This is a genomic window from Sphingosinicella soli (assembly GCF_014199685.1).
GTDB lineage: Bacteria > Pseudomonadota > Alphaproteobacteria > Sphingomonadales > Sphingomonadaceae > Sphingosinicella > Sphingosinicella soli.
The window spans coordinates 69,540-95,475 of the sequence record NZ_JACHNZ010000010.1 but is presented as its reverse complement, the minus strand read 5'-3'; the positions used below and the strand labels follow the sequence as shown (position 1 = coordinate 95,475).

Annotated in this window: 25 protein-coding genes and 1 pseudogene; 15 read left to right on the top strand and 11 right to left on the bottom strand. The window is 65.9% G+C overall.

The window, feature by feature from the left end; all coding sequences use genetic code 11:
- Together GGQ98_RS05940 and GGQ98_RS05935 are read left to right on the top strand one after the other, a co-directional pair.
- Positions 1-82 (top strand): annotated as a pseudogene (locus GGQ98_RS05940) (IS5-like element IS711 family transposase); the annotation flags it as partial.
- Positions 83-335: 253 nt separating this feature from the next.
- The gene (locus GGQ98_RS05935; RefSeq protein WP_184066541.1) at positions 336-1,196 is read left to right on the top strand and encodes a restriction endonuclease; all 861 of its coding nucleotides are present in this window, start codon (positions 336-338) and stop codon (positions 1,194-1,196) included.
- 215 nt (positions 1,197-1,411) lie between these two features.
- Here the strand turns inward: GGQ98_RS05935 and GGQ98_RS05930 are convergent, their stop codons facing one another.
- Positions 1,412-3,235 carry a DUF885 domain-containing protein gene (locus GGQ98_RS05930; RefSeq protein WP_184066538.1) on the bottom strand — a complete coding sequence of 608 codons (1,824 nt, stop codon included), beginning with the start codon at positions 3,233-3,235 and terminating at the stop codon, positions 1,412-1,414.
- 371 nt (positions 3,236-3,606) lie between these two features.
- On the opposite strand from GGQ98_RS05930, the gene GGQ98_RS18620 reads away from it, so the two are divergent.
- The 3 genes from GGQ98_RS18620 to GGQ98_RS05915 all read left to right on the top strand — a co-directional run bounded on the left by GGQ98_RS18620 (position 3,607) and on the right by GGQ98_RS05915 (position 5,797).
- The gene (locus GGQ98_RS18620; protein ID WP_184066536.1) at positions 3,607-4,407 is read left to right on the top strand and encodes a cold-shock protein; all 801 of its coding nucleotides are present in this window, start codon (positions 3,607-3,609) and stop codon (positions 4,405-4,407) included.
- Positions 4,408-4,586: 179 nt separating this feature from the next.
- Positions 4,587-4,928 carry an ArsR/SmtB family transcription factor gene (locus GGQ98_RS05920; protein ID WP_184066534.1) on the top strand — a complete coding sequence of 114 codons (342 nt, stop codon included), beginning with the start codon at positions 4,587-4,589 and terminating at the stop codon, positions 4,926-4,928.
- Complete coding sequence (locus GGQ98_RS05915; RefSeq protein WP_184066532.1) at positions 4,925-5,797, top strand: SRPBCC family protein; 873 nt, start codon at positions 4,925-4,927, stop codon at positions 5,795-5,797. The genes GGQ98_RS05920 and GGQ98_RS05915 overlap by 4 nt, the downstream gene beginning before the upstream one ends.
- Here the strand turns inward: GGQ98_RS05915 and GGQ98_RS05910 are convergent.
- From GGQ98_RS05910 to hppD, 5 genes are all read right to left on the bottom strand, one after another.
- A complete protein-coding gene (locus tag GGQ98_RS05910; protein WP_184066530.1) occupies positions 5,787-6,332 on the bottom strand; it encodes a PAS domain-containing protein in 546 nt (181 codons plus the stop codon). The genes GGQ98_RS05915 and GGQ98_RS05910 overlap by 11 nt on opposite strands.
- 71 nt (positions 6,333-6,403) lie before the next feature.
- Positions 6,404-7,414 (bottom strand): fumarylacetoacetate hydrolase family protein, encoded by a 1,011-nt coding sequence (locus GGQ98_RS05905; protein ID WP_184066528.1) that lies wholly within the window; start codon positions 7,412-7,414, stop codon positions 6,404-6,406.
- Positions 7,411-8,817 (bottom strand): M20/M25/M40 family metallo-hydrolase, encoded by a 1,407-nt coding sequence (locus GGQ98_RS05900; RefSeq protein WP_184066526.1) that lies wholly within the window; start codon positions 8,815-8,817, stop codon positions 7,411-7,413. The genes GGQ98_RS05905 and GGQ98_RS05900 overlap by 4 nt, the downstream gene beginning before the upstream one ends.
- Before the next feature lie 10 nt (positions 8,818-8,827).
- A complete protein-coding gene (locus GGQ98_RS05895; protein WP_184066524.1) occupies positions 8,828-9,955 on the bottom strand; it encodes a homogentisate 1,2-dioxygenase in 1,128 nt (375 codons plus the stop codon).
- A 3-nt stretch (positions 9,956-9,958) separates the two neighbouring features.
- The gene (gene hppD / locus GGQ98_RS05890) at positions 9,959-11,041 is read right to left on the bottom strand and encodes a 4-hydroxyphenylpyruvate dioxygenase (RefSeq protein ID WP_184066522.1); all 1,083 of its coding nucleotides are present in this window, start codon (positions 11,039-11,041) and stop codon (positions 9,959-9,961) included.
- A gap of 80 nt (positions 11,042-11,121) precedes the next feature.
- On the opposite strand from hppD, the gene GGQ98_RS05885 reads away from it, so the two are divergent.
- The 4 genes from GGQ98_RS05885 to GGQ98_RS05870 are packed head-to-tail and all read left to right on the top strand — an operon-like array spanning position 11,122 to position 13,457.
- Positions 11,122-11,586, top strand: a complete 465-nt coding sequence (locus GGQ98_RS05885) for a MarR family winged helix-turn-helix transcriptional regulator (protein ID WP_184066519.1) — start codon at positions 11,122-11,124, stop codon at positions 11,584-11,586.
- Positions 11,587-11,624: 38 nt separating this feature from the next.
- Positions 11,625-11,927, top strand: coding sequence for a YggT family protein (locus GGQ98_RS05880; RefSeq protein ID WP_184066516.1), 303 nt, complete (start codon positions 11,625-11,627; stop codon positions 11,925-11,927).
- Positions 11,928-11,937: 10 nt separating this feature from the next.
- On the top strand, positions 11,938-12,837 hold the full coding sequence (gene folD / locus GGQ98_RS05875) for a bifunctional methylenetetrahydrofolate dehydrogenase/methenyltetrahydrofolate cyclohydrolase FolD (protein WP_184066513.1): 900 nt from the start codon (positions 11,938-11,940) through the stop codon (positions 12,835-12,837).
- Positions 12,837-13,457, top strand: coding sequence for a MarC family protein (locus GGQ98_RS05870; RefSeq protein WP_184066510.1), 621 nt, complete (start codon positions 12,837-12,839; stop codon positions 13,455-13,457). Before folD ends, GGQ98_RS05870 begins: the two co-directional genes overlap by 1 nt.
- On the opposite strand, the gene GGQ98_RS05865 is transcribed toward GGQ98_RS05870, so the two are convergent.
- Entirely contained in the window at positions 13,447-15,216 is a 1,770-nt protein-coding gene (locus GGQ98_RS05865) for a hypothetical protein (RefSeq protein ID WP_184066507.1), read from the bottom strand. The two genes, GGQ98_RS05870 and GGQ98_RS05865, sit on opposite strands and share 11 nt — an antisense overlap.
- 122 nt (positions 15,217-15,338) lie before the next feature.
- Here GGQ98_RS05865 and GGQ98_RS05860 point away from each other — a divergent pair, with 122 nt between their 5' ends.
- Complete coding sequence (locus GGQ98_RS05860) at positions 15,339-16,313, top strand: glycosyltransferase (RefSeq protein ID WP_184066503.1); 975 nt, start codon at positions 15,339-15,341, stop codon at positions 16,311-16,313.
- Positions 16,310-16,687, top strand: a complete 378-nt coding sequence (locus GGQ98_RS05855; RefSeq protein WP_184066500.1) for a GtrA family protein — start codon at positions 16,310-16,312, stop codon at positions 16,685-16,687. Before GGQ98_RS05860 ends, GGQ98_RS05855 begins: the two co-directional genes overlap by 4 nt.
- A gap of 3 nt (positions 16,688-16,690) precedes the next feature.
- Here GGQ98_RS05855 and GGQ98_RS05850 read toward each other — a convergent pair whose 3' ends face one another.
- Both GGQ98_RS05850 and GGQ98_RS05845 read right to left on the bottom strand, forming a co-directional pair.
- Positions 16,691-17,797, bottom strand: a complete 1,107-nt coding sequence (locus GGQ98_RS05850; protein WP_184066497.1) for a phosphatase PAP2 family protein — start codon at positions 17,795-17,797, stop codon at positions 16,691-16,693.
- Between the two features lie 34 nt (positions 17,798-17,831).
- Entirely contained in the window at positions 17,832-19,046 is a 1,215-nt protein-coding gene (locus tag GGQ98_RS05845; protein WP_184066494.1) for an argininosuccinate synthase, read from the bottom strand.
- 126 nt (positions 19,047-19,172) lie between these two features.
- On the opposite strand from GGQ98_RS05845, the gene GGQ98_RS05840 reads away from it, so the two are divergent.
- Both GGQ98_RS05840 and GGQ98_RS05835 read left to right on the top strand, forming a co-directional pair.
- On the top strand, positions 19,173-19,835 hold the full coding sequence (locus GGQ98_RS05840; RefSeq protein WP_184066491.1) for an EF-hand domain-containing protein: 663 nt from the start codon (positions 19,173-19,175) through the stop codon (positions 19,833-19,835).
- A gap of 220 nt (positions 19,836-20,055) precedes the next feature.
- Positions 20,056-20,262: a hypothetical protein gene (locus GGQ98_RS05835; protein WP_184066488.1), complete on the top strand. Its 207-nt coding sequence runs from the start codon at positions 20,056-20,058 to the stop codon at positions 20,260-20,262.
- Positions 20,263-20,370: 108 nt separating this feature from the next.
- On the opposite strand, the gene GGQ98_RS05830 is transcribed toward GGQ98_RS05835, so the two are convergent.
- Positions 20,371-22,686, bottom strand: a complete 2,316-nt coding sequence (locus GGQ98_RS05830) for a S8 family peptidase (RefSeq protein WP_184066485.1) — start codon at positions 22,684-22,686, stop codon at positions 20,371-20,373.
- A gap of 110 nt (positions 22,687-22,796) precedes the next feature.
- Here GGQ98_RS05830 and GGQ98_RS05825 point away from each other — a divergent pair, with 110 nt between their 5' ends.
- A complete protein-coding gene (locus GGQ98_RS05825; protein ID WP_184066482.1) occupies positions 22,797-23,468 on the top strand; it encodes a pyrimidine 5'-nucleotidase in 672 nt (223 codons plus the stop codon).
- Positions 23,465-24,286 (top strand): 2,3,4,5-tetrahydropyridine-2,6-dicarboxylate N-succinyltransferase, encoded by an 822-nt coding sequence (dapD, locus tag GGQ98_RS05820; protein ID WP_184066479.1) that lies wholly within the window; start codon positions 23,465-23,467, stop codon positions 24,284-24,286. The genes GGQ98_RS05825 and dapD overlap by 4 nt, the downstream gene beginning before the upstream one ends.
- Positions 24,287-24,410: 124 nt before the next feature.
- Here dapD and rpoN read toward each other — a convergent pair whose 3' ends face one another.
- Positions 24,411-25,934 carry an RNA polymerase factor sigma-54 gene (gene rpoN, locus GGQ98_RS05815; RefSeq protein WP_184066476.1) on the bottom strand — a complete coding sequence of 508 codons (1,524 nt, stop codon included), beginning with the start codon at positions 25,932-25,934 and terminating at the stop codon, positions 24,411-24,413.
- Between the last annotated feature and the right edge of the window lie 2 nt (positions 25,935-25,936).

The window sequence follows — 25,936 nt, the reverse complement described above, 5'->3', positions numbered from 1 at the left end:
GATCGCCCTCCGCTGCGAGAAAACCCTCACCGCATTCATGGGATTCGTCCATCTCGCTTGCGCGATGATCTGGATAAAATGAATGCAGACAGCGCCTAGCCCTGTATCGTCCCCTCATGTGCCAATGCTTGCCGGGGAATAAATACCGCTTCGCCGTCGAAGGATGTCAAACCTCCAGTCGATAAATGACAGAGTAGAACTCCGCCTCGACGACGGTAATAAAGGTTGCGCCGCTGCCACGTTCGTAAGTCGCTTCGAATGATGCAGCGGGACCAGTCGGAACCGTGACAATCTTGCTTGGCTTGGAGCGGTGGGATCAAAGCATAGGATCGAGCATGAGCAGCCTGAAGGAGATCGATTTTCGCACCGTGGACGATCTTGTCGATTTTATCAGAGGACGTGGGTACGTTCTTGATTTTTCGGATCGCACGTACTCCCAGTTCTTCGCGGCTGAACTCGATGCAGATATCGACCATCCAATGTACGCAACTCACGGAGGCTCGAAAGGCAAGCGTCTGCGCAGATTTCTCGAGCTTGCTGATGACGCTACAGCTGCCCGTACTCTGAGAGCCCTGTGGGAGTTGCGCTCGGACTACGTCGGTGAAGGTAAAGACCCAGTAGCCGGTGCGGAGCGTAAGTACCAAGCATTGCTAGCGCGTCTCGGTGCGGCAGGAGAAGTGCCGCCATCTGAGCCTGCTGGCCCTGCGTTTGACTATGAAAAAGTAGCAGCTCTTAAAGCTGAGGTGCTGGAGTTGACCGCGATGGCACCACAAAAGCGCGGATACGCATTCGAACGCTTCTTGGTTCGGTTGTTCGACCTTTTTGGAATGAAGCCGCGCGAGCCGTTTCGGAATCGTGGCGAACAGATTGATGGCAGCTTTCTGCTTCATGGGGTGACATATTTGTTCGAGGCAAAGTGGCAGAACGAGCCAACCGACGCGAAGGATCTTAGGGATTTTGAAGGCAAGCTCAACGAGAAGGCAGCTTGGGCGCGCGGTCTTTTTATTAGTCACAGCGGCTTTTCTGAATCCAGTTTGGAAACGTTCGGCCGTGGCAAGCGAACTATCTGCATGACAGGCCTCGACCTGTACGAAATGCTCGAACGCAGCATACCTCTGAACGATGTTATCGACCGCAAGGTACGACGGGCCGCAGAGGACGGTCGACCGCATACTGCTGTCCGGGACTTGTTCTAGGCGCTGGGACAAGGCGCCGTGGTAGCTAGCGCTATGTCAACTTTCGGGTTCGCAAGTCCTGCAGCCTGACGACCGGCCTTGGACGCAAGGCCGCTGTCTCCACCCGCCACTGAATATCCGTCTTCACCATCGGCGCGGCCCCGCCTCAACGCGCGAGGATTGTTCGTTTGCCCCTCTCCCCGGCCCTCTCCCCGGTGGGGAGAGGGAGGGTGGGGTTATTTCTTTGCGGTGATCCAGTTCTCGATCTTTGTTTCCAGTACCGCGAGGGGGAGGGCGCCTGTCATCAGCACCTGGGCGTGGAAATCGCGGATGTCGAATTTCGGGCCGAGTGTTTTTTCGGCCTTCGCGCGCAGTTCCTGAATTTTCATCGCGCCGATCTTGTAGGCGAGCGCCTGGCTGGGGATGGCGATGTAGCGTTCCACCTCGGCGGTGGCGTCGGTTTTGCCCATGTCGCTGTTCGCGAGCATGTATTCGATCGCCTGATCGCGGGTCCAGCCCTTGGAGTGGAGCCCGGTATCGACGACGAGGCGCATCGCGCGCAGCATCTCGTCCGACAGCGTGCCGAAGCGCTGATAGGGATCCTCGTAGAAGCCCATCGGGAAGCCGAGCGTTTCGGAATAGAGCGCCCAGCCTTCGACATAGGCGGTGTTGCCGCCGAAGCGCATGAAGCTCGGCAGCGCCTCGTTTTCCTGCGCAAGGCTGATCTGGAAATGGTGCCCCGGCGCGCCTTCGTGAAGATAAAGCGTGGTCATGCCCGGCGTGGTGCGCGAGGGCAGATCGTAGGCGTTGAAATAGAAGATGCCGGCGCGCGTGCCGTCGGGCGTGCCGGGCATGTAGGAGCCGCCCGCCTCGTGCTTCTCGCGGAACGGCTCGTAGGGGCGGATGTCGAGCGGCGACTTCGGCACGGTGGAGAAATAATCCGGCACCTTGGCGTCGACGGTCTTGCCGATCTCGAAATAGCGCTTCGTCAGCCACTCGCGTGATTCGGGCTGCAGCTTGGGGTCGGTGCGCAGGTGCTGGAAGAATTCACCCAGCGTGCCCTTGAAGCCGACCTCCGCCCTTACCTTTTCCATTTCCGTGTGAATGCGCTTCACTTCGGAAAGGCCGAGGGCGTGAATGTCCTCCGCCTTCAGCGGCAGCGTCGTCGTCGTTTCGATGAGCTGCGCGTAAAGCACGGGGCCGCCCTTCATGGCGGAAAGGCCGACCTGATCGCGCGCGACAGGCAGATATTCGGCCTTCAGGAAATCATGGAGCTGCTTGTACGCGGGATAAATCTTGTCCGCGATCATTGCGCGGTATTCGGCCTTGAGGCGCGTCTGGTCGGCGGCCGCAATGCCTTCGGGGAATTTCTCGACGGGGGTGTAGAAGGGCGATTGCTCGGGCGGCTGCGCGAGCTGCGTCGCGAGCTGATCGATGACGTTGTTGATGGTGAGCTTCGTTTCGACGACGCCCGACGCCATGCCCTCGCGGAAACGGCCGACGGCGCGATCGATGAACGTCACGAACTCCTGATGGCGTTTCAGATTGTTCTCGTAGTCCGCCACCGTCGCGAAGGGCGCGCCGCCGGTGGCGGACGCAAACGACGGGTAGAAGGTGTGGATGCCGCTGAAGTGATTGAGCGGGCGCACGGCGGTGAGCGCAAGGATCTCGGGCGTGAGGCCCTTCAGATTTTCCTGCGATTGCCATTTGAACACGTCGTAAGCGATGCGGTCGGTGGCATCGAGCTTGCTGCGATCGATCGCTTCGAGGCGTTTCAGATCGCTTGTCCCGGCTTCGCGCTCTGCGGCGTAGTACGCGTCGGTTATGTAGTCGCCGAGCCGGTCGGCATAGCGCATATCGCCCCGGAACAGCGCCTGGATCGGGTTGCGCTTCAGGGTCGCTTCGTCCGAATCGCGGAACAATTGCCACAGCGCTTCACGCGCGGGGTTCTCCGCCGCGCTCGCGGCGGCGGCGGTGGGCGCCTGCGCCGAAACGGGCGCCGAAACGGGCGCTGCGAGGGCAATCGTGATGGCGAGAGCGGACGCCAGGGTGCGCGTCATTGTTGAAGTCCTTTCAGGAACGGTCATCGTGGGGCGTTCATACGCTGCGGGACCGGGGCTTGCTATACGGCCGTCGAACAGTTCGTCCCGCCCGGCCTTCCGGCGCTGCTTGCGCAAAAGGCACAGGTGCGCCGGAAAGAATTGAGAACGCTACTTTTTCGCTCGCAGGCATAGCGAATCTCCTGTAAGCTGGCGAGGTTCATGGCAGTTTCAGACTGGTGTGGACGTTAATCAGGAATGTCCGTGGGCGCACGGATTTTGTTTTAGGAACAACAGGCTGTCGAACGCCACAAATAAAATTTGGCCGAGAACGACAGTGCTGTGGCGGCAGGCGCCCGGCTGCCGACGTTATTCAGACTGGATATCACGACATGGGTTTTGATGGCCGCAAGCGCGGTGGGGACCGTGGCTATGACCGCCGCGGTGGAGGACGCGATTCGTTCGGCGGTGGCGAGGATTTTTACGATGCCGGACGCAGCTTCGGCGGCGGTGATCGCTTCGGCGGCGGCGGTGGCGACCGCTTCGGCGGTGGCGGCGGCGGCGGTGATCGCTTCGGCGGCGGCGGTGCAGGCGGCGGTTTCCGCGGCGGCGCGGGCGCTGGCGGCGGCGGCGGTTTCGGTGGCGGCGCGAGCCGTGACGGCGGAACCTCGCTCGGAACCTCGTCGGGGACCGTGAAGTGGTTCAACGCGACGAAGGGCTTCGGCTTCATTGCCCGCGACAGCGGCGAAGACGTGTTCGTGCACATCAGCGCGGTCGAACGCGCCGGTCGCACGACGCTCGACGAAGGCCAGCCGGTCACGTTCTCGATCTTCGATCGCGGCGGGCGCCTTTCGGCGTCCGATCTCGTGGTCGACGGCGAGGCGCCTGAGCGTGCCGACCGTCCCGAGCGTTCCGATCGTCCGTCCCGTGATCGCGGTCCGTCGTCGGGCGGCGGCGGCGACGACGACGACTTCACGCCCGGCGAGCGCATCGAAGGCACGGTCAAGTTCTTCAACACGATGAAGGGCTTCGGCTTCATTTCGCGCGGCGACGGCAAGCAGGACGCTTTCGTGCACATCAGTGCGCTTGAGCGGGCGGGTCTCACGAGCCTTGCGGAAGGTCAGCAGGTCAGCTTCGAGCTGGCGCGCGACCGCCGCGGCAAGGTGGCCGCAGGCAATATCGAACTGCTCTAAACGGGCAGGCGCAATCGATTCGGGGAGGATCGAACGCAGGAGGGGCCGGCGCGGAAACGCGTCGGCCCTTTTCGTTTGGCGATCCCGACACGGATATCCTCTGCGCCCGAGTTTAAAAACTTAGCCGATCGACGAAGTTTTTGCTTGCGTGGTCCTGAAGTCACGAATTACTTAGCAACATGACTAAGCATGATCCCGAGCTTTCGCGGCTGTTCCACGCGCTGGCGGACCCGACCCGACGGTCGATCCTCTCCCGGCTGGCGGCGACACCGGCCGGGGTGACGGATCTGGCCGACCCCACGGGGCTGCGGCTGCCCACGGTGATGCGGCACCTTTCTGTGCTCGAGGACGCGGGATTGATCACATCGTCCAAGGACGGGCGAGTGCGGACCTGCGCGCTTGTTCCCGAGGCGCTCGAGCCGGCGCGGTCATGGCTCGATGAGCATCGTGCGATCTGGGAGGACCGAATGGATCGGCTGGATGCATTTGTGATGAACGTGATGAAGGACAGCAAGGAATGACACAGGACTTCGCGGCACTCACCTTCGAACGAAGCATCGCTGCACCGCCGGCCGTGTTGTGGGAAGCGTGGACGGCTCCCGCCGCACGCGCGATCTGGGCTTCGCCTTCGCCTTCGGTCACGGTGGATATGCTGGAAAGCGACACCAGGGTCGGGGGGCGCGAGATTTCGCTCTGCAAGGTGGAAGGTCGACCCGACATCCGCTGCGAGAACGGCTGGCTCGTGCTGCAGCCGGCGGAGCGCAGCGTCAATTACGAGGTGATCTCGTGCGAGGGCGTCACGCTGTCAGCGGCGCTGGTGACAGCACAGTTCGAAGATGTGGACGGGCACAGCCGCCTGGCCGTGACGGTTCAGCTGTCCTCGCTCGCGGAGGACATGGCGGCCGGTTATCGGGAGGGCTTCGGTGCCGGTCTCGATAATCTTGCGGCGATCGCCGAGCGAACGATGATTTTGCAGCGCGTGATCCGGGCGCCGAAATCGATCGTGTGGGGCGCCTGGATGAATGCTGAAACGCTACCGCAATGGTGGGGCCCGGACGGGTTTTCGTGCCGCACGACGCGGATTGACCTGCGCGCGGGCGGCGAGTGGGTGTTCGACATGATCGCGCCTGACGGCACCGTGTTCCCGAACCATCATCTCTATCACGAGGTTCGCGCCGAGACGCGTATCGGCTACGCGCTGCTGTGGGGTGAGAACGGCCCCAAGCACGCCGATGCCTGGGCCTCGTTCGAGGAACAGGACGGCGCGACGAAAGTGACGCTGGGCATGGTCTTCAGCACGGCGGCCGAATTTCAGGAGGCGAAAGGGTTCGGTGCCGTGGAACTGGGGCATCAAACCCTGGGCAAGCTGGAACGCTTCGTCAGCCCCTGATGGGGATGATGCGGGCGGCGGCCGGGCGTTCGCTTTCGCGTACGGTTTCCCGCCAGCTGACCACGCCGAACACGACGTCGATGCGCGTTCCGTCGGTGGTGAAGGGCATCAGCAGCGCGCGGTAGATGCCGGGATGTCCCTCGGCCGTTTCATAAGGCGCTTCCACCGACAGCGGCACCGCGCGGTTGAGAAGCTCGGGGAGATAGCTGCTGATGCGCATGAGCAGCGAGCCCGGAGGCGCGTCCGCGAGGCCGATGACATCGGTATCGACACCGCCTTCGACCTGAAGCGCGGCACCGATCAGGCGGAGATGCGGCGGTTCGTTCGCTTCGAGATCGATGACGAAGCTCTGCGTGCAGCGATCGTCGATCAGCATCGGATCGAAATCGTGCCAGAGCGGAACCCCGCCGGCACGCGGCAGGGTCGCCCAGTAATTGTGCGCCTGCAGGTGCAGACGTCGTTCCTGCGTGCCCGTGCTGACCGGCGGCAGTGCCTTTGCGCGACGAAGCGCTGAAACCTTGCTGCCGATCGCCATGTACGCGCTCCCACTGAACTGTGCGCGCGACCTTGCCCCGGCAGGCGTTAACAGGTTGGAAACGGACGGCCTCAGCCGGTCGCAACAACGGTCTGTTCGATGGCGCCGAAGATGCTGTGGCCGGTGCTGTCATCCACCCAGATGCGCACATTGTCGCCGTATTTCAGGAAGGATGTTTCCGGTTTGCCCGACAGGATCGTCTCGACCATGCGCACCTCGGCAAGGCAGGAATAGCCGAGGCCGCCCTGCGCAATGGGCTTGCCCGGCCCGCCGCCGGTGTCGCGGTTCGAAACCGTGCCCGAGCCGATGATCGATCCGGCTTCAAGCTCGCGTGTCTTGGCGAGGTGCGCGATCAGAACGCCGAAATCGAAGGTCATGTCGACGTGCGTTTCGGCGCGGCCGAACGCCTCGCCGTTCAGATCGACCTTGAGCGTGGCAGAGAGCTTGCCGCCGTCCCACGCCGCGCCGAGTTCATCGGGCGTGACGAACACCGGCGAAAAGGCGCTCGCGGGCTTGGACTGGACGAAGCCGAAACCCTTGGCGAGTTCGGCGGGGATGAGATTGCGCAAGCTGACGTCGTTGACGATGCCGACGAGGCGGACGTGCGCGCGGGCCTCTTCGGCGGAAATGCCCTGCGGCACGTCGCCGGTGACGACGACGACCTCGGCTTCGAGATCGCAGCCCCAGCTTTCGTCGGCAAGAACGATCGGATCACGCGGGCCGACAAACGAATCGCTGCCGCCCTGATACATCAACGGGTCGGTCCAGAAGCTCTCGGGAAGCTCCGCGCCGCGCGCCTTTCGCACCAGCTCGACGTGGTTCACATAGGCCGAGCCGTCCGCCCACTGATAGGCGCGCGGCAGCGGCGAATGCGCCTCCCGCTCGTGGAAGCGCCGCATGGGGATGGCTTCATGCGCGAGATCGGTGGCGAGCGCTTCGAGCTTCGGGGCCGCGACGTCCCAGTCGTCGAGCGCGGCCTGCAGCGTCGGGGCGATGGCGGAGGCGTCCGCGCACCATGCAAGGTCTTTCGACACGACGACGAGGCGACCGTCGCGGCCGCCCTTCAGGCTGGCGAGTTTCATTTGCTGCTCCCTGCAAGCGTTCGGATGAGGTGCGGCCAATACTCGAGGCCGTTGTAAAACGAAGCGACCGGCGCGTTCTCGTCCAGCCCGTGCGCGCGCATCTTTTTCATGTCCATGAAGAGTGGCGAGATCGCGTAGGTGGGAACACCGGCGATGCGGAACCACATGCCGTCGGTGCCGCCCGATTCCTGATACGGCATGACCGCGACACCGGGATAATGCGGCGACAGCGCGGATTTCACCGCTGCGGTCACGTCCGGCCGGGGCTCCGAAATCGGGCTTGCCGTGGGGGTGCCGCGCACTTTCCACTCGGCCTTCGGATTGCCCCCGGCCTGCTCGAGCGCGGCCTGCACGGTCGCGACGTCCACGCCGGGGAAGATGCGGCAGTTCACCGCGGCGCTCGCGCGCTGCGGTAGCGCGTTTTCGGCATGGCCTGCGCTCAGCATCGTGGCGACGCAGGTGGTGCGCATCTCGGGCTCCAGCTCCGCATTCGACGAGAGTGCGGCAGCGGCTTCGGCGTCGTCCGGATTTTCGGAAAAGCGACGCAGCATCTCGGCGACCTGCGGCTGGGCGGGTTGCATTTGCTTCGCCCGCGCGGCGAACGTGGTGCGGGTTACGCTGTTCGCCATGATCGGGAATTTCAGCGCCTCGACATTTTTGAGTAGCGCGGCGAGATCGTAGATCGCATTGTCCTTGCGCGGACGGCTGGAATGCCCGCCTTCGTTGCGGATCGTCACGTCGAAGGTGGCGAAGGTCTTTTCGGCGACCTGCATGCCGTAGCCCATAGGCTTGCCGTCCGGCCTGAGCGCACCGCCGCCGGCATCCGAGTTGAGCGCATATTCGAGCTTCATCGGTTTCAGCGCATCGACGAGCGCGCGCGTCGTCACCATGCCGGTCTCCTCGTCGCCCGTGAAGGCGAGATAGAGATCGCGGTCCGGCACGAAGCCGCTTGTCTTGAGGTCGGCGAAGGCGCGCGTCAGGTGGGCAACGCCCATCTTGTTGTCGATGGTGCCCCGGCCGAGAAAATCACCGTCCTTTTCGCGCAGCACGAAGGGGTCGAACGACCAGTCCTCCGGATTCGCATCGACGACATCCATATGGGCGAGGAAGGCGACCGGACGCTTCCTGCTGCCCGCCTTTCCGGGATAGCGGACGAGAAGATAGGCGGTCTCGCCCATCGGCACGGTCTTGATGTCGGCGTCTGCAAAGCCCGCGGCCTTGAGATCCTTCACGGCGCGCGCCGCCACCTCCGGCACCTTGCCGTGGCCGGCGGCGGAGCGGATTTCCACGATATCCCTGTAGAGGCTCAGCGCTGCGGCGCCCTGCGGCGACTCCGGCGCGGCGGCATTCGCCATCGGCGCGGCGAGGCACAGCATGGCCGCCGACAAGATCATGGGCTTCATTCGGATCCCCTCAGGATTTTGTTTTCCAGCTATCCTTGTAGCCGGTCCACTCGACAGCGGAAGCCGCTTCGCCGATTTCCAGCGGATCGCGCGTGTCGATCATCACCGCATATTCGTCGGTCATCGCCTTGGGCTGCTCGAACATGCGGGTGAGCGCCTTGGGGTGAGGGCCGTGCGTGAAGCCGCCGGGGTGCAGCGTCATCATGCCGGGGTGGATGTTGTCGCGGCTGAAGAAGTCGCCGTCGTGATAGAACAGCACTTCATCATAATCGTCGTTGTTGTGGAAGAACGGCACCTTGATCGCGCCGGGGTCGGTTTCGAACGGACGCGGCGCGAAGGTGCAGACAACGAAACGATCCGCAAGGAAGGTCGTGTGCGCCGAGGGCGGCACATGATAGCGGTGGCTCATGATCGGGCGGATATCGCGCACGTTGAGGCGCGCGGCCGAAAGCTCGCCGTGCCAGCCCACCGCGTCGAGCGGGTTGAACGGATAGGTCATCCAGGAAACCTGCCCGCGCTTCTTCACCGCGACGCGCGTTTGCGTGTCGCCCTGCTGCGCGCGGAACGCCTCGTTGATCTCGGGCGTATCCATCATCGCGGGATCGAAGATCGCATGCGGGCCGAGCAGGCCCCTGTCGGGCAGCGTGAAGCTGGAATTCGTCGCCTCGACCGCCAGAATCCGCATCGGCTCAGCGGGCACGATGCGCCACATCGTGCCGCGCGGAATGACCAGATAATCGCCCTGGCCGATCGCGAGGTGGCCGAAATCGCAGAAGAAGTCGCCGCTGCCGCGATGCAGGAACAGAAGCTGGTCGCCGTCGCCGTTGCGGGCGAGCGTGGGCATGGGATCGGCAAGGCACCACAGGCGGATTTCCGTCGCCTTGTTGTGGAGCACGACCGGCGCCGACCAGGGCGAACCGGGGGCATCGTTGATCCGCGTCAGGTCGAAGGCGCGCGGCGCCAGCGGGCCGTCGAAGTCGATCCAGCCGGTCGGCGGATTGCGATGATAGAAGAAGGCGGCGGGGCCGAAGAAACCCTCCTTCGACATTTCCCGCTCATACGTGCCTTCGGGCAGGTCGGCGTGCGCCTGGCGGCTCGCGGTGCCCTTCACCAGCGGGAAGTTCAGATAGCGCTTCACGGTCTAGCCCTCCGACGTTTCGAGAACGCCCCGCTCAATCTGGTCGCGTTCGATCGATTCGAACAGCGCCTTGAAATTGCCCTCGCCGAAGCCTTCGTCCTTCTTGCGCTGGATGATCTCGAAGAACACCGGCCCGAGCACGTTGCCCGTGAAGATCTGGAGAAGCAGGCGCGGATCGTCGTTTTCGGTGGAGCCGTCGAGAAGAAGCCCGCGCGCCTTCATCGCATCCACGGGCTCGCCGTGGCCGGGGAGGCGGCTTTCCAGCATGTCGTAATATGTCGCGGGCGGCGGCGTCATGAACGGCAGGCCGAGCGTTTTCAGACTGTCGATGGTCGCGTAGATGTCGGGCGTGGAAAGCGCGATGTGCTGAATGCCCTCGCCGTTGAAGGCCATCAGGAATTCCTCGATCTGGCCGCCGCCCTGCTTCGATTCCTCGTTCAGAGGGATGCGGATCATGCCGTCCGGCGCGGTCATCGCCTTGCTGGTGAGGCCGGTGTATTCGCCCTTGATGTCGAAGTAGCGGATTTCGCGGAAGTTGAAGAGCTTCTCGTAGAATTCCGCCCAGAACTTCATGCGGCCGCGATAGACGTTGTGCGTCAGGTGATCGATGATCTCCAGCCCCGCGCCTTTCGGATGGGGATCGACGCCTTCGAAATAGCGGAAATCGATATCGTAGATGTCGGCGTCGTCGCCGTAGCGGTCGATGAGATAGATGAGGCTGCCGCCGATGCCCTTGATGGCGGGGAGCTTGAGTTCCATCCAGCCGGTTTCGCTGGGCGCGGGCTCGGCGCCCTTTGCAATGGCGTGCGCATAAGCCTTGGCGGCGTCCTTCACGCGGAAGCCCATCGCGCAGGCGCCCGCCATATGTTCTTCGGCGAAGAAAGCCGCAGGCGAGCGCGGCTCGGCATTGAGCAGGAAGTTGACGCGACCCTGCCGATAGAGCGTCACATCCTTGGAGCGGTGCTTCGCAACGGGCGTGAAACCGAGCTGGCGGAACACGCGATCGACGAGCGCGGGATCCTGCGCGGAGAACTCCAGAAACTCGAAACCGTCGAGCCCCGCCGGATTTTCAAACAGGTCGGCCATTGACGCTCACTCCCTCATTTGCTTCGAGTCGTTATTCCGTGATATTAGTTTCATATGAAACTTGTTGCAAGTGGAACCATATGGGCCCGATCCGTCTCGATACATTCCTGCCCTATCGCTTCGCGGTGCTTTCCGACCGGCTGAGCCAGCGGCTGGCGCAGGTCTATGAAGGCTGCGGGCTTTCGTCGCCGCAGTGGCGTGTGCTTGCGGCGGTCGCGGAGAAGCCGGGGCGCAGCGCGCAGGACGTGGTGCGCATGACGCCGATGGAGAAAGCGACCGTGAGCCGCGCCGTCTCCGCGCTGATCGCGCGCGGCCTGCTGCGCCGCGAGGCCGACGACCGCGACGGCCGCACGTCGCGGCTGACGCTCACCGGGGAGGGCGAACGCCTGTACGGCGAGATCGCGCCGGGCGTGCTCGGGGTGGAGGCGGACATCGCGGCGCGGTGCGACAAGGCGGGCATGCTCGCCGCGATCGACGCCATCGAAGCGGGGCTTGCCGCACAGCTTGAAGACGCTGCGGTGGACACCGTTCCGGCGCGCGGCTAGGAAACACGCCTGCACGGCATGCCAGGGAATTATATAGCATGAATACGGTCGCGGCTCTCCTCGGGGTCTTCACGATGGTCATCCAGCTGGTGATCTGGATCATCATCGCGCAGGTCATCATCAGCTGGCTGGTGGCGTTCAATGTCATCAACACCAGCAACCAGTTCGTGCGCGGCCTGCTGAACGGGCTCGACCGGCTGACCGAACCGATGCTGCGGCCGATCCGCCGCGTGCTGCCGGACCTCGGCGGCATCGACCTTTCGCCGATGGTCTTGATCCTTGCGCTCATCCTGATCCAGCGGCTGGTTCCCGCGCTGGTCTTCGACCTCATGGCCGGTTGAGGGCTTTCGAATGACGGCCGACCGTATCGACGGCAAGGCTTTTGCCGAAGGGCTCCGTGAACGTATCGCTGCGGGCGTGGCGCCGTTCCTTGCCGCGACGGGACGCAGGCCCGGCCTTGCGGTCGTGCTGGTCGGCGACGATCCGGCAAGCCAGGTCTATGTCGGTTCCAAACACAAGGCGACGGTGGAGGCGGGCATGCTCAGCTTCGAGCATCGCCTGGCGGCCGAGACGCCCGAAGCCGATTTGATCGCGCTTGTCGAGCGGCTGAACGCGGACGAGAGTGTCGACGGCATCCTCGTACAATTACCGCTCCCCAAACACATGCGCGAGAGCGCGGTGATCGAAGCGATCGACCCGGACAAGGATGTGGACGGGTTTCACATCGTGAACGCGGGGCGGCTGGCGACGGGGCTTCCGGGCCTCGTTCCCTGTACGCCGCTCGGTTGCATGATGATGCTTGAAGACCGGCTCGGCCGCGATCTTTCGGGCAAGAGCGCGGTCGTGATCGGGCGATCGAACATTGTCGGCAAGCCGATGGCGCAGCTGCTGCTCGCGGCGAACGCCACCGTCACCGTCGCGCACAGCCGCACCGCCGACCTGCCCGCCGTGGTGCGCGCGGCGGATATCGTGGTCGCCGCCGTCGGGCGCGCCGAGATGGTGCGCGGCGACTGGCTGAAGCCGGGCGCGGTCGTGATCGACGTGGGCATCAACCGCATCGCGGCGCCCGAGCGCGGCGAAGGGAAAACGCGCCTCGTCGGCGATGTCGCTTATGCCGAGGCGCTGGAGACGGCGAGCGCGGTGACGCCGGTTCCGGGCGGCGTCGGCCCGATGACGATTGCGGTTCTGCTGCGCAACACGCTCGTCGCCGCGCACCGCCGCGCCGGGCTGCCCGCACCCGAAGGGCTCTGATGACCGAGCTGTTCATCTCGGCGCTCGCCACGCTGTTCGTGGTGATCGATCCGCCGGGATGTGCGCCGATCTATTCCTCGCTGACGGCAGGCGCGAGCGCGGCGCAGCGGCGCGCGATGGCGATTCGTTCGGTGCTGGTCGCGGCGGGCGTGCTGCTGTTCTTCGCCTTCCTCGGCAAGGGGATGCTCGCGGCGCTCGGCATCAGCCTCGATGCGTTCCGCATCGCGGGCGGCATCCTGCTGTTCCTGATCGCGTCGGAAATGGTGTTCGAAAAACGCACCGAGCGCCGCAATACGCGCGCGCAGGAGGTGGCATCGAGCGATATCGAGGACGTTTCGGTGTTCCCGATGGCGATCCCCATGCTCGCCGGGCCGGGCTCGATCGCGAGCGTGATGCTGCTTACCTCGCAGGCCGACGGCTGGGCTGAGCGCAGCGTCGTGTTGCTTGCGCTCGGCATCGTGCTGGGGTTGACGCTGGTTGCGCTGCTGACCGCCGGGCCGCTGATGCGGCTGCTCGGCGAGAAGATCGAGGCGATGATTACGCGCCTGCTCGGTGTGATCCTCGCCGCGCTCGCCGCTCAGTATGTGATCGACGGAATCCGGGCGAGCTTCAGCCTTTGATGCGGTAGAGCCGCAAGGGTGAGCCCTCGGGCATCGGCACGGCTTCGAGCCATGCCGGAACATCTCCGCTTTCCAGCCGTGCCCACAGTCCCTGCGGTGCCTCTTTCTTCGCGGAGGCGAGATCGTGCGCGCCGACGCAGCCGAGCACATAGGTCGCGCCGTAGCGCGCGGTGATCGTCTTTGCCTTTTCGTCGCCCGCGCGCCACAGGGCTACGGCGTCCGCGATGGACGCCGCGTTGCGGTGATACGGGCCGGCGATGACGCCGTGCGGCGTGTGGACGAGGATCGCGGGGCCCATGTCGAACACGTCGGCGATGATGCCCTGCGGCACGCCGCTTAGCGGCGCGAGTGTCGCGGACGCGGTGCACGAGGCGAGGGGCTTCGTCGCTGCGGCATTGTCGGCGCCGATGCGCTTCGCCGCGAGCGCCGCGAACATGGGGAGCGCGCTGGTGAGGCCGACAAGCACGAGCATGGTTGCGCCGATGCGCGGCAGCGTCGAGGGGATCGAGCGGGCGCGCGGAAGCAGGATTGCGGCGGCGGCGGCGGCGGCGATGGCGGCGAGCGCATTGGGGCCGGTTGCGGCGCGGAGCTGCAGGAACATCAGCCATGTCGTGGTGGCGAGCAGGCCCAGCACGAGGCTCCAGCCGAAGCGGCTGTCCGTGTCCGCGCGGCGCAGCATCACGACGGCGCAGGCGATGCCGATGAAGGGATAGAGGCCGAACGCGATCGCGGTTGCGGGCTCGGTGCCGAGGTAGCTGATGATCGAGCGCGCCTCGCTGATGCGGGCGAGGACCGGCAGGAAGGCGGGATCGAGCATCGCCATCGGCCCGCCCGCGCAGTGCGGGAAGGCGACGAGCACGGCGACGCCGACGCTCGCGAAGCCGACAGCGGCGGCGATGCCGCGCCGCATCGGCGTGGTGAGCCCGTCGATCTGCGGCAGGATCGCGGCGAGCGCGCCGCCGAAGACGAGCGGCGCGGCATAGACGGGCGAGAACGCATCGCAGGCCGCAAACCACCAGCGCGCCGTCGGCACGAATGCGGGGTATGCAGCCGCTGTGCCCACGGCAAGCGCAATCCCGTAGCCCGAGAGCAGTCGCCCGAGTGCGGGGCGCAGACACCAGCCGATCACGAGGATGACCCCCGCAACGACGAGGTGCGGGAGCATCTCGAGCCCGATGACGAGCGCGGCGACGGTGGCGAGGCCTGCGGCAATGCCGGACGAAAGGCGGCGGCGCGGATCGCAGAGCGCGGCGACGGCGCACAGCATGAGGGCGATCTGCCAGTTGTGATGATCGATCCTGAGCGGCTTGAACAGCGACAAAATCTGGCCGCTTGCCGCGATGAAGACCGCCGCAAGAATGGCCGCCTGCCGACCGGAAAGACGAAAGGCGGCGAGCGCGGCGGCACCCATCGTGACGAGAAGCGCGAGGAGCGGCACCGCGGTTCCGGCGACACGCTCGGCTACGGCGCGGCCGAAGACGGGCTCGGTGACGACGATGATGCCCGCGATCGGCAGATCGACGAGGCGCGACCAGTGCATGTTCGCGCCTGCGGGCGGGTTCATGCGGTGCTGATCGACATCGCCCCACGGCTGCCCGCCGAGCCAGTCGCGCACCTGCATCAGACGCTGCGCGTCGTCGGTATCGGGGAGATCAAGCGCGGCGATATCCGCGCGATTCACGATGGTGAGCGCCAGCGCCGCCAGCAGCCAGATGATGAGCAGCGGAACAAGAAAGCCGCGGGTCCGATCAGTGTCCATGCGCGCCGGTTTACGCGAGGCATGGTTAACAGTCGGCTTCGACGGGACGCGATATTAACCAGTTGGAAGCCATCGCCGCCCTAGGGTTCTGGCCATCGGAACTTTCCGCCCGAGGAACCGCCATGGTCTCGATCCCGTCCGCCTCGCAATTCGACACCGCGCAGTCGCGTGTGGGGCTTGCCACCGCCGTCGTGCTGCCGTGCTACAACGAGGCGGCGACGATCGCGCATGTGGTCGCGAGCTTTGCCGAAGCGCTTCCCGGCGCGGCCATCTATGTGTTCGACAACAATTCCTCCGACGACACCGCCCGCGTTGCCGAAAGCGCGGGGGCGATCGTCATCCGCGAGATGCGGCAGGGCAAGGGCCACGTCGTGCGCCGCATGTTCGCCGAGGTGGACGCCGACATCTATGTGATGGCGGACGGCGACGGCACCTATGCGGCGGCCGATGCGCCGATGCTCGTGAAGGCGCTCGTCGAGCGCAGGCTCGACATGGTGGTGGGAACGCGGCGCGGCGTGCGGCAGGACGCCGGGCGTTCGGGCCATGCGATCGGCAACCGCCTGTTCAACGGCGTATTCCAGTGGATGTTCGGCGACGATTTCAGCGACATCTTCTCGGGCTACCGCGTGTTCAGCCGCCGCTTTGCCAAGACATTCCCGGCGGTGAGCCGCGGCTTCGAGATCGAAACCGAAATGTCCGTCCACGCGAGCCAGCTGATGCTGCCGGTCGCGGAGATCGAGACCGATTACGGCGTGCGCCCCGAAGGTTCGGTGAGCAAGCTGCGCACGTTCCGCGACGGGTTTCGTATCCTTTCGGTGTTCTTCCTGCTTCTGAAGGAGACGCGGCCCGCGTTCTTCTTCGGCGGCATCGCTGCGCTGCTGACGCTTGCCTCGCTGGCCTTCGGCCTGCCGGTCGTTGCGGAATATCTGGAAACGGGGCTGGTGCCGCGCTTCCCGACCGCGATCCTCGCCGCCGCGCTGATGATTATCGCGTCGATGTCCGTGATCTGCGGCCTCATTCTCGATTCGGTGTCGCGCTCGCGCGTGGAACTGAAGCGCATGTTCCTGCTCACGCAGCGCGGGCTGCCGACGCCGTGAAGGCGCGGCTTCGCGAAGGGGCTGCGTTTCTGGCCATCGGGGCCGCCGCGTTCGTTCTCGGTGCGGTGAGCCTCGAGGCGCTGGTTCGTGCCGGTGTTTCTCCCTATGCGGCGCAGGTTCCGGCGCTCAGCCTTGCGATTTTCACGACGTGGCTGGGCAACCGGCGCTGGACGTTTCGCGTGGATGCGCCGCCGACGTGGCGGGAATTCCTGCGCTACGTCGGCGCATCGCTCGGCGGGGTTGCGGTCAACGCCGCGACCTTTTCGGCACTGACCTATGCCGGGCTGCCGACGACCCCCGCTTTCGCGGCTGCGACGATCGCGGCGATGGGGTTCAATTTTCTGAGCTACAAGTTCGCCGTGTTCGCCCGCTGAGGGTCATTCGGCAAGCACGAGTGTCGCTTCGCGGGAGCGATCAGAGGCAAGCAGGGCTTCGGCCGCCCGGCCACAGGCATACCAGATGAGCACGGTCAGGGCCGCCGCTGCGATCCCGTCGATCGCATAGTGCCAGCCGAGGTGGACTGAGCCGACCCAGATCAGGATCGCGTAAATCCACATCGCCCAGCCGAGCATGCGGTTGATGCGCATGCCGCCCAGCGCGAACAGGACGGCGAGTGCATTGTGCATCGAAGGCATCGCCGAAATGCCGCCGCCGAGCACGAGCGGGCCGCTGCCGTTGAAATGATTGAGCAGCGCCTGCTGATTCCTCAGCGCGGCGATCCCGCCGCCGCCGCCTTCGGCGACGAGCGCCCTGTCGTATCCGGCGAGCGTATCCATCAGCGCGGTGAAGGTCGGCGCGCCGCCGGCGAAATCATCGTAGAAGCAAGGGCCCGCCGCCGGGAGCAGCCATGCGAGTACGGAGCCGATCAGGATCCACGACAGTGCATAGCTGAGCACATACTGGGTCCGCAGATGCGAATCGCGCAGGTAGGCGCAGACGATGATGCCGAGGGTCATCGGCACGAACCAGCCGTGGTAGAAGCTGTCGATGGCAAGCGTCGCGGCCGGGCCGCTCAGGATTTTGTGCGTCACCACCCACGGATCGGTGCCGAGGAAGAGCGCCTTGTCCCACGCCGCAAACAGCGCATCGAGGTGGAAACCCGCGCGTGGCAGGATCGCCTGCTTGAAGGCGTTGAACGTCGCCAGGATCATGGCGCAGACGATCGGCGGCGCGGCGAGGCTGAGGAAACGGTCGCGGTGCCAGCGAAGCCTTACGAATTCGCGGACGATGCCGAAGGGCGAAGGCGCAGCGCCTTCCCGGCGCGCACGGCGCGCGCATTCGACGAACAGCGCGATACCCCCCGCGACAAGCGTAAGCGCGCCGAGCGACTTGGTGTAGACCGAAAAGAGCCGGGCGAACTGGTCTGCGGGAACAAGGCCGCTCCCGAGGACGGCGGCCATGTAGAGGACGGACACGCCGAGCATCGCGCCTGCAGCGCGCAGTTCGCCGATATCCGCCTTCGCCGCCCCGATCGCCGTGCCCATGCCGCGACCCTAGGGGCGGCGGGTTAAGGCGGGTTTAAGCGCCGCGTCGACCGAGCAGGCGGAGGCGAAGGGCGTTCAGCTTGATGAAGCCTTCGGCGTCGCGCTGGTCGTAGGCGCCCGCGTCGTCTTCGAAGGTGACGACCTTTTCAGAATAGAGCGAATTCGGCGACTTGCGGCCGACGACCCAGGCCGAGCCTTTGTAGAGCTTGAGACGGACGGTGCCGGAGACCTGCTGCTGGCTGTGATCGATGGCGGCCTGGAGCATCTCGCGCTCGGGGCTGAACCAGAAGCCGTTGTAGACGAGCTCTGCGTAGCGCGGGCCAAGCTCGTCCTTCAGGTGGGCGGCGCCGCGATCGAGCGTGAGCTGTTCGATGGCGCGGTGGGCGGTGTGGAGGATGGTGCCGCCGGGGGTTTCGTACATGCCGCGCGACTTCATGCCGACGAAGCGGTTCTCGACGAGATCGAGACGACCGATACCGTGCGTGCGGCCGTAGTCGTTGAGCTTCGCGAGGAGGTTTGCCGGAGAGAACGCCTCGCCGTTGATCGCGACCGCGTCGCCTGCGTCGAACTCGACGGTGATGTATTCGGGCGTGTCGGGCGCGTCTTCGGGGTTTACGGTGCGCGAGAAGACGTAGTCGGGGACTTCCTGCCACGGGTCTTCGAGCACCTTGCCTTCACTGCTCGTGTGGAGAAGGTTTGCGTCGGTGGAGAACGGCGCTTCGCCGCGCTTGTCCTTCGACACGGGGATCTGGTGCGCCTCTGCAAACTCGATGAGGCGCGTGCGGCTGGTGAGATCCCACTCACGCCACGGCGCGATCACCTTGATGTCGGGGTTGAGGCCGTAATAGCCGAGTTCGAAGCGGACCTGATCGTTGCCCTTGCCGGTCGCGCCGTGGCTGACGGCATCGGCGCCGACCATCTTGGCGATCTCGATCTGGCGCTTGGCGATAAGCGGCCGGGCGATCGAGGTGCCGAGCAGGTAGAGGCCTTCATAAAGCGCGTTCGCGCGCATCATCGGGTACACATAGTCCTTCACGAACTCTTCCTTGAGATCGTCGATGAAGATGTGCTCGGGCTTGACGCCCATCAGCTCCGCCTTGGCGCGCGCCGGCCCGAGCTCTTCGCCCTGGCCGAGATCGGCGGTGAAGGTGACGACCTCGCAGGCGTAGGTCTGCTGAAGCCATTTCAGGATGACGCTGGTGTCGAGACCGCCCGAGAAGGCCAGAACAACGCGCTTGATATCAGACATTCACCCGAACCTTTCGCCGAACCCGTGAGTATGCGCGCCCTTCGCATTGATGAACGGCATATTCAAGGGAGAGTCAGCATGGGGTGCGTATAGGCAGGTAATTGGACGCTGAAACGGAGTGATATTATGACCAAATTTCTGATGATCGGCGCATCGGCAGCCGCGCTGATGGCGCTGCCCGCGATCGCCCAGACTGCTGCTGCCCCGGCTGCGGAAAAATCAGCCCGCTGGAGCGCCGAAACGCGCGCTGACGTGGAAAAGAAAGTCGCCGAGCGCTTTGCCGCCGCCGATACCAACAAGGACGGCGTCGTCACCCAGGCCGAAATCAAGGCGCAGGCCGAAGCCCGCCGCGCCGAGGGCGAAAAGAAGATGGCCGAGGCCCGCACGCGCATGTTCACGTCGATGGACGCGGACAAGAACGGCCAGATCAGCCGCAGCGAGTGGGACGCGCACAACGACGGCATGAAGGCCAAGTGGGCCGAACGCCGCGAAACCGCGCAGGCCGACGGCAAGGATCGCCGCGAGATGCGGATGAAGTTCAAGGGCGGCGACAAGGACGGCCGCAAGGGCCACCGCATGATGCATCGCGGCGGCTTCGGCGAGAAATGGTTCGAGACGGCCGATGCCGACAACGACGGACGCATCACGCTCGCCGAAGCGAAGGCGAAGCCGCTCGCCCGCTTCGACGCGGCGGATGCGAACAAGGATGGTACGCTGAGCCCCGAGGAGCGCCGTGCGGCGCACGAGGCGAAGCGCGCGGAACGTCGCGCGGAGCGCGGCGCCAGCTGATCGGCCTATCCCGGTTCGATCCGCTTTCCTGAACGTGCGCGGGACACCCTATGCGATCTCCCCTGTCGGAGGGTGAACCCGAAAGCGCGCTGGGGCCGGTATTCTCGACAAGAGAATGCCGGCCCTCTGTTTTTTTGGCGCTGCCTTTCGCACGAGACGACTCGACTTCGCGCGCAACCCCGATAGCTTCGCTTCAAAAGCAGAACCGGGGAGATCAGCCATGACTGGAGGAATCAGGGTCAGCCTGAAATGCGAGAACTGCGGCGGTACGGACTTTGCGATGTCCGAAAGGCCTGCCGAACGCGACTGGATCGTCTGCACGGAGTGCGGCAAGGGTCTGTCGACCGTGGCGGCGTTCGACGATGAAGTCGTGCGGCTCGCTCACGACGCCGTGCGGCATCTGGAGGGTGTTGCGCCGCCGCGTTAGATCATGAAAGCCCGCCACACCCACGTCATGCCGGCGTAGGCCGGTATCCATGAGGCCGTGGTTATGGGCCCCGGCCTGCGCCGGGGTGACGGGTAGGTGGGGCGGGCTTTAGAACCGCGCCCTGAGGCGCAGGGCGGCGCCGATATCGTCGTCGAGTGAGGCGATGTGGCCGGGGTCGCGGCGCCAGAAGAGGTTCGTGTCGAGGCGGGCGATGCCTGCGAGGGGGAGCGACCAGGCGGCTTCCACGCTGATTTCGCGGCCCGAGGGCGCCAGCGTGAAGGTGCGGCGCGTGTAGCCCGCCTGCCCGGTTTCATAATCGTAGCTGATGGGGATATCGACATCGACGGCGCCGCCTTCGACGCGCAGCGGCTGCGCGAGGCGGACGGCGATCGTGTCGCCGCGCGCGATCACGCCGGATTTCGAGACGTCGAACGAAAAGGCGGAGGTGCGCAGCGCGTCGGCGCCGGAGACGAGGCCGCCCGAGGCGATATCGAGACGGGTGAGCCCGCCGCGCGCCTGCGCCGCGATGCGCCAGCCGCGCCCGGCGTCCATGGCCCAGTCGAGGCCGAGGAAATCGCTCGAAGCGCTTGTGAGCCCGAGCGCGGCGGAGCCTTCGGCGCCGAGGATGCTGCCGCTTTCGTCGAGACGGCTCCACGTGACGGAAACATCCGACGCGCCGATCCGGCGCGAGGCGCTTGCGGCGAAGAGCTGCACGGCATCGGCGTCGCGGCGCCGATCCCATGCGCTGCCGGGGCGGAGCGAAGCGGTCTCGCCCGTGCCCGCCGCCATGCCGAAGGTCCAGCCGCCGACGCGCTGACTGATCGCGGCGGCGCGCGTGCCCGCGATGGAAACGCCGTCGTCGCGCAGCGCATCGCCGCTCGCGATGAAGCGCGAGCCCGGCGCGCGCGTGCCCGCCATGTTCGCGAGGAGATCGTCTGCGCCGTAACCGGCGGCGAAGCCGACGCCGGTGCCGGGGGTGACGCTGCCGGTGACGAAGCCGCGCGTGATGCGGGCGTCGATATCGGCGCGGGCGTCGATACCGCCGGACTGGGCGAGGCCGAGCCACGGGCGCGTGCTGACGGCGGCGTTCCACGACAGGCTGTAGCCGGCGATGCCGAAGGCGTCGCGCGCCTCTTCGGTGTTGGTCTGGAGCGCGGCGGCAAGGCGCGGCGCGGGGGCGACGCGCGAGATGCCCGCGCCGAGATCGGCGACGTAGGCGCGGTCGTAGCTGTCGAGAACGACGATATCGGAAAGCGCGCCGGCGAAGTCGCCGCCGTCGCCGAGCGCGCCGCCGAGCACCGCGAGCGACCCCGCCTCGCCGGTGACGGGCACGGCGCTGCCGGGAAGCGACGTGCCGCCGATGGGCGAGAAGGCGCGGACGAGATCGAGGATGCCCTGGCCGAAGACGGCGTCGTCACCCGCCGCGCCCGCATCGCGCGCGGTGCGGAACAGGATGTCGACGATTTCGTCCGCGCTGAGCGCGGGGAAGGCATCGGCAAGGAGGGCCACGGCCCCGGAGATGCCCGGCGCGGCATAAGAGGTGCCGCCGAACAGGTAAGCGGTGCCGGTATGATCGAAGCTGCGGACGCCTTCTCCGAGCGTGGCAAGGTAGTGCGCGGCGTAGCTGCCCGCGCGGTTGCTGAAGTCTGAAAGCGCATCGCCGTCGTTCACCGAACCGGCGATGATGACGCGGCCGCGCGCGATCGATGCGTTGCCGGCGATCTGCGCGAAGGGATCGGGATTCGCGAGCGCATCGTTGCCCGCCGAGATGACCACGATGACACCGGCGGCGGTCGCGCTCGCGATCGCCGTTCGCAGGCGCGAATTGGGGGCTTCGCCGCCGAGCGACATGTTGATGACGCGCGCGCCCGCCGCGACGGCGGTATCGACGGCGATGGCGATGTTGGTGTCGGAATGGGAACACTCGTCCGCGCAGGATCCGGGCGTATCGGTCCGCAGCGCGATCAGCGTTGCATCGAAGGCAAGGCCGTGCATGCCGCTGTCGTTCTTCGCGGCGAGCGCGACGGCGGAGACCGAGGTGCCGTGGCCGTCTGTATCGTCGATGCCGCGCGTGCCCGCGACGTCGCGGCTCGCCGGATCGATGCGGCCGGAAAACTCGGGGCTTTGAATATCGACGCCGCTGTCGATGACGGCGATCTTCACGCCCGCGCCGGTCGCGCCGTTTTCATAGGCGGCGATCGCGCCCGCCGATGCGGCGGCGTTGGACCGGCTGTATTCCAGCGTGTCGTACACCGGGCTCGGCGTGGGTGTCGGGGTGGGCGTGGGCGACGGCGTCGGCGTTACAGTGCCCGGCGAGACAGGGCCCGCACCGCCGCCGCCGCCGCAAGCGGCGAGAAGGGCGGCAAGGCAGAGCGCCGAAACGGCGGTGAGCCGGCGTGATCGCGTCGTGACGTGTCGGCGCATTTTCGCCTGCACCCCTGTTGTTCCTGTCGTGCCCCCCTGATGGCAGAATGGTCGCGCAAAGGCATTACCAAATGCTTGCGAAATCCTCCGCTCGTCGCCATGACCCCCGCATGGATGCCTTCGGCCACATCGAGACGTGGATCTTCGATCTCGACAACACGCTTTATCCGCCGCGCGCGAACCTGTTCGCGCAGATCGACGAACGCATGGGCGCGTTCATCATGCGCCTGATCGGCTGCGATGCGGTGGAAGCGCGGCGCGTGCAGAAACGCTTCTTCCACGACCACGGCACGACGCTGCGCGGGCTGATGGACGGGCACGGCGTGGCGCCCGCAGAATTCCTGAGCTTTGTGCACGATGTCGACATGGGCGTGCTGGAGGCCGACAGCCGCATGGCGGCGGCGTTTGCAAAGCTGCCGGGCCGCAAGCTCGTGTTCACCAACGCCGACACGGCCTACGCCGAAAAGGTGCTCGACCGGCTCGGCCTCGGCAGCGTGTTCGAAGCGGTTTATGATATTCACGCCATGGATTACCGGCCCAAGCCTGACCCCAGCGCCTATAACGGGTTCTGCGCGGCGCACGGCATCCGCCCGGAGGCGGCGCTGTTCGTGGAGGACATGGCGCGCAACCTCGTGCCCGCAAAGGCCATGGGCATGACCACGGTGTGGGCCGACAACGGCGCCGAAAGCGGCAGCTATCTGGCCGACCACGACAGTATCGACCACCGGATCGCCGACGTGGGCGACTGGCTTCATTCCATTACAGCAGGGGTAAAAGCATGACCGATCTCGCCGCCATCATCGATCAGGCCTGGGACGAGCGCGAGGGCCTCGGCCTTGCCACCACCGGCGCGGTGCGCGACGCCGTGGAGGCCGCGATCGAGGGGCTGGACGCGGGCACATACCGCGTCGCCGAGAAGGTGGACGGGCAGTGGCGCGTCAACCAGTGGCTGAAGAAAGCGGTGCTGCTGTCGTTCCGCCTGAACGACAATGCCGTCGTCGAGGGCGGCGCGGGCGGGGCGCCGGCGTTCGACAAGGTGCCTTCGAAGTTCGCCGGATGGGGCGAAAACCGCTTCCGCGCCGCGGGCTTCCGCGTGGTGCCGGGCGCGACCGCGCGGCGCGGCGCGTACATCGCCAAGGGCGCGGTGCTGATGCCGAGTTTCGTCAACATCGGCGCCTATGTGGGCGAGGGCACGATGGTCGATACGTGGGCGACGGTGGGCAGCTGCGCGCAGATCGGCAAGGGCGTGCACATTTCGGGCGGCGCCGGGATCGGCGGCGTGCTGGAGCCGCTGCAGGCCGGACCCGTCATCATCGAGGACAACTGCTTCATCGGCGCGCGCAGCGAAGTCGCCGAGGGCGTGGTGGTGGAAGAGGGCGCGGTGCTCTCGATGGGTGTTTATCTGGGCGCCTCCACCAAGATCGTGGACCGCGCGACGGGCGAAGTGACGCGCGGGCGGGTGCCGGCATACTCCGTGGTCGTGCCGGGTTCGCTGCCGGGCGCCGACGGCGGGCCGGGGCTTTACTGCGCGGTGATCGTGAAGCGCGTGGATGCGCAGACGCGCAGCAAGACGGCGATCAACGAGCTGCTTCGGGATTGAACCTGAGAAAGCCCCTCCTCTTCAGGGGAGGGGTTGGGGAGGGGCGGTGCCGCCGCTCCACGTTGCATGTGAGGATAGGCCCCACCCCCGGCCCCTCCCCTGAAGGGTGGGGGAGCAACACACTCTACGCAGCCGCGCTCTGGATCGCGGCGGCGCGGCGGCGTTCGACCGAGGAGCCGATGCCCATGCCTTCGCGGTATTTCGCGACGGTGCGGCGGGCGATGTCGAAACCGGCTTCATTGAGCAGCTCGACGAGCTTGTCGTCCGAGAGGATCTTGCCGCCGCGCTCGCTGTCGATGAGTTCGCGAATCTTGGTTTTCACGGATTCGGCGGAGACGGCGTCGCCGCCGTCGGAGGCCTGAATCGCCGAGGTGAAGAAATATTTCAGCTCGAACAGGCCGCGCTCGCACGACAGATACTTGTTCGAGGTGACGCGGCTGACGGTCGATTCGTGCATGCCGATGGCGTCGGCGATGGCGCGGAGGTTGAGCGGCTTCAGGTGCTGGACGCCGTGGAGGAAGAACGCCTCCTGCTGGCGGACAAGCTCGGTCGCCACCTTGATGATCGTGCGCTGGCGCTGATCGAGCGCCTTGATGAGCCAGTTCGCGGATTGCAGGCAATCCGACAGGAAGCTCTTCGCCGACTTGCCACCCGTGCCCGAAAGCTCCGCATAATAGCTGCGGTTGACGAGCAGGCGCGGCAGCGTCGCGGCGTTGATCTCGACCGCCCAGCCGCCCGACGCGGTGCGCGCGACGAAAATGTCGGGCAGGATCGGCTGCGCATGGCCGCCGCCGCAGACAAGGCCCGGCTTGGGATTGTAGCCGCGCAGTTCGGCGATCATGTCGGCAAGGTCTTCGGCATCGACCCCGCAGATGCGGCGCAGCGTCGCCATCTCGCCGCGCGCGAGCAGATCGAGGTTCGACAGCAGCGTCGCCATCGCGGGATCGTGACGATCCGCCTCGATCGCCTGCAACGCCAGGCACTCGCCGAGCGAGCGCGCGCCGACGCCCGTCGGCTCGAAGGTCTGGACGATCTTCAGCACCGCCTCGACATCGGCGGTGGGCACGTGCAGGCGCGCGCCGATTTCATTGAGGTCGCCGGTGAAATAGCCGCTCTCGTCGATCAGATCGATGATGTGGCGGGCGATGGCCTGCTCCACATGGTCCATGCCCGCAAGCTGGGCGAGGAGCATGTCGTGCAGCGACAGTTCGGCGGCGAGCGTGGCGTCGAAACCCTCGCTGTCTTCGCCGCCGCCCGCGCCCGCGACGGACGGACCGGCGACGCTGAGGCTGCCGTCGAGACCGCCGGTGCCGGGGGCGGGCATGTCGCTCGCGCAGTCGTGGTGGAAGGTTTCGACGCCGTGATCGACATCGAGCGGCGCGTCGGCATCGCCGCCGCCCGCCGCGATCAGCTGGTCCGAACCGGCAGGATCGGGCACCGACCAGTCGTCGGAGGCGATTTCGGCCGTGGAGACCTCGGCCGGGCTCTCGCCCGCAGCTTCGAGCAGCGGGTTCCGCTCCAGCTCGCCGTTGATGTAGCTTTCGAGTTCGAGGTTCGACAGCGCCAGCAGCTTGATCGCCTGCTGCAGCTGGGGGGTCATCACCAGCTGCTGCGAGTGCCTCAGATCAAGACGCGGACCGATCGCCATGA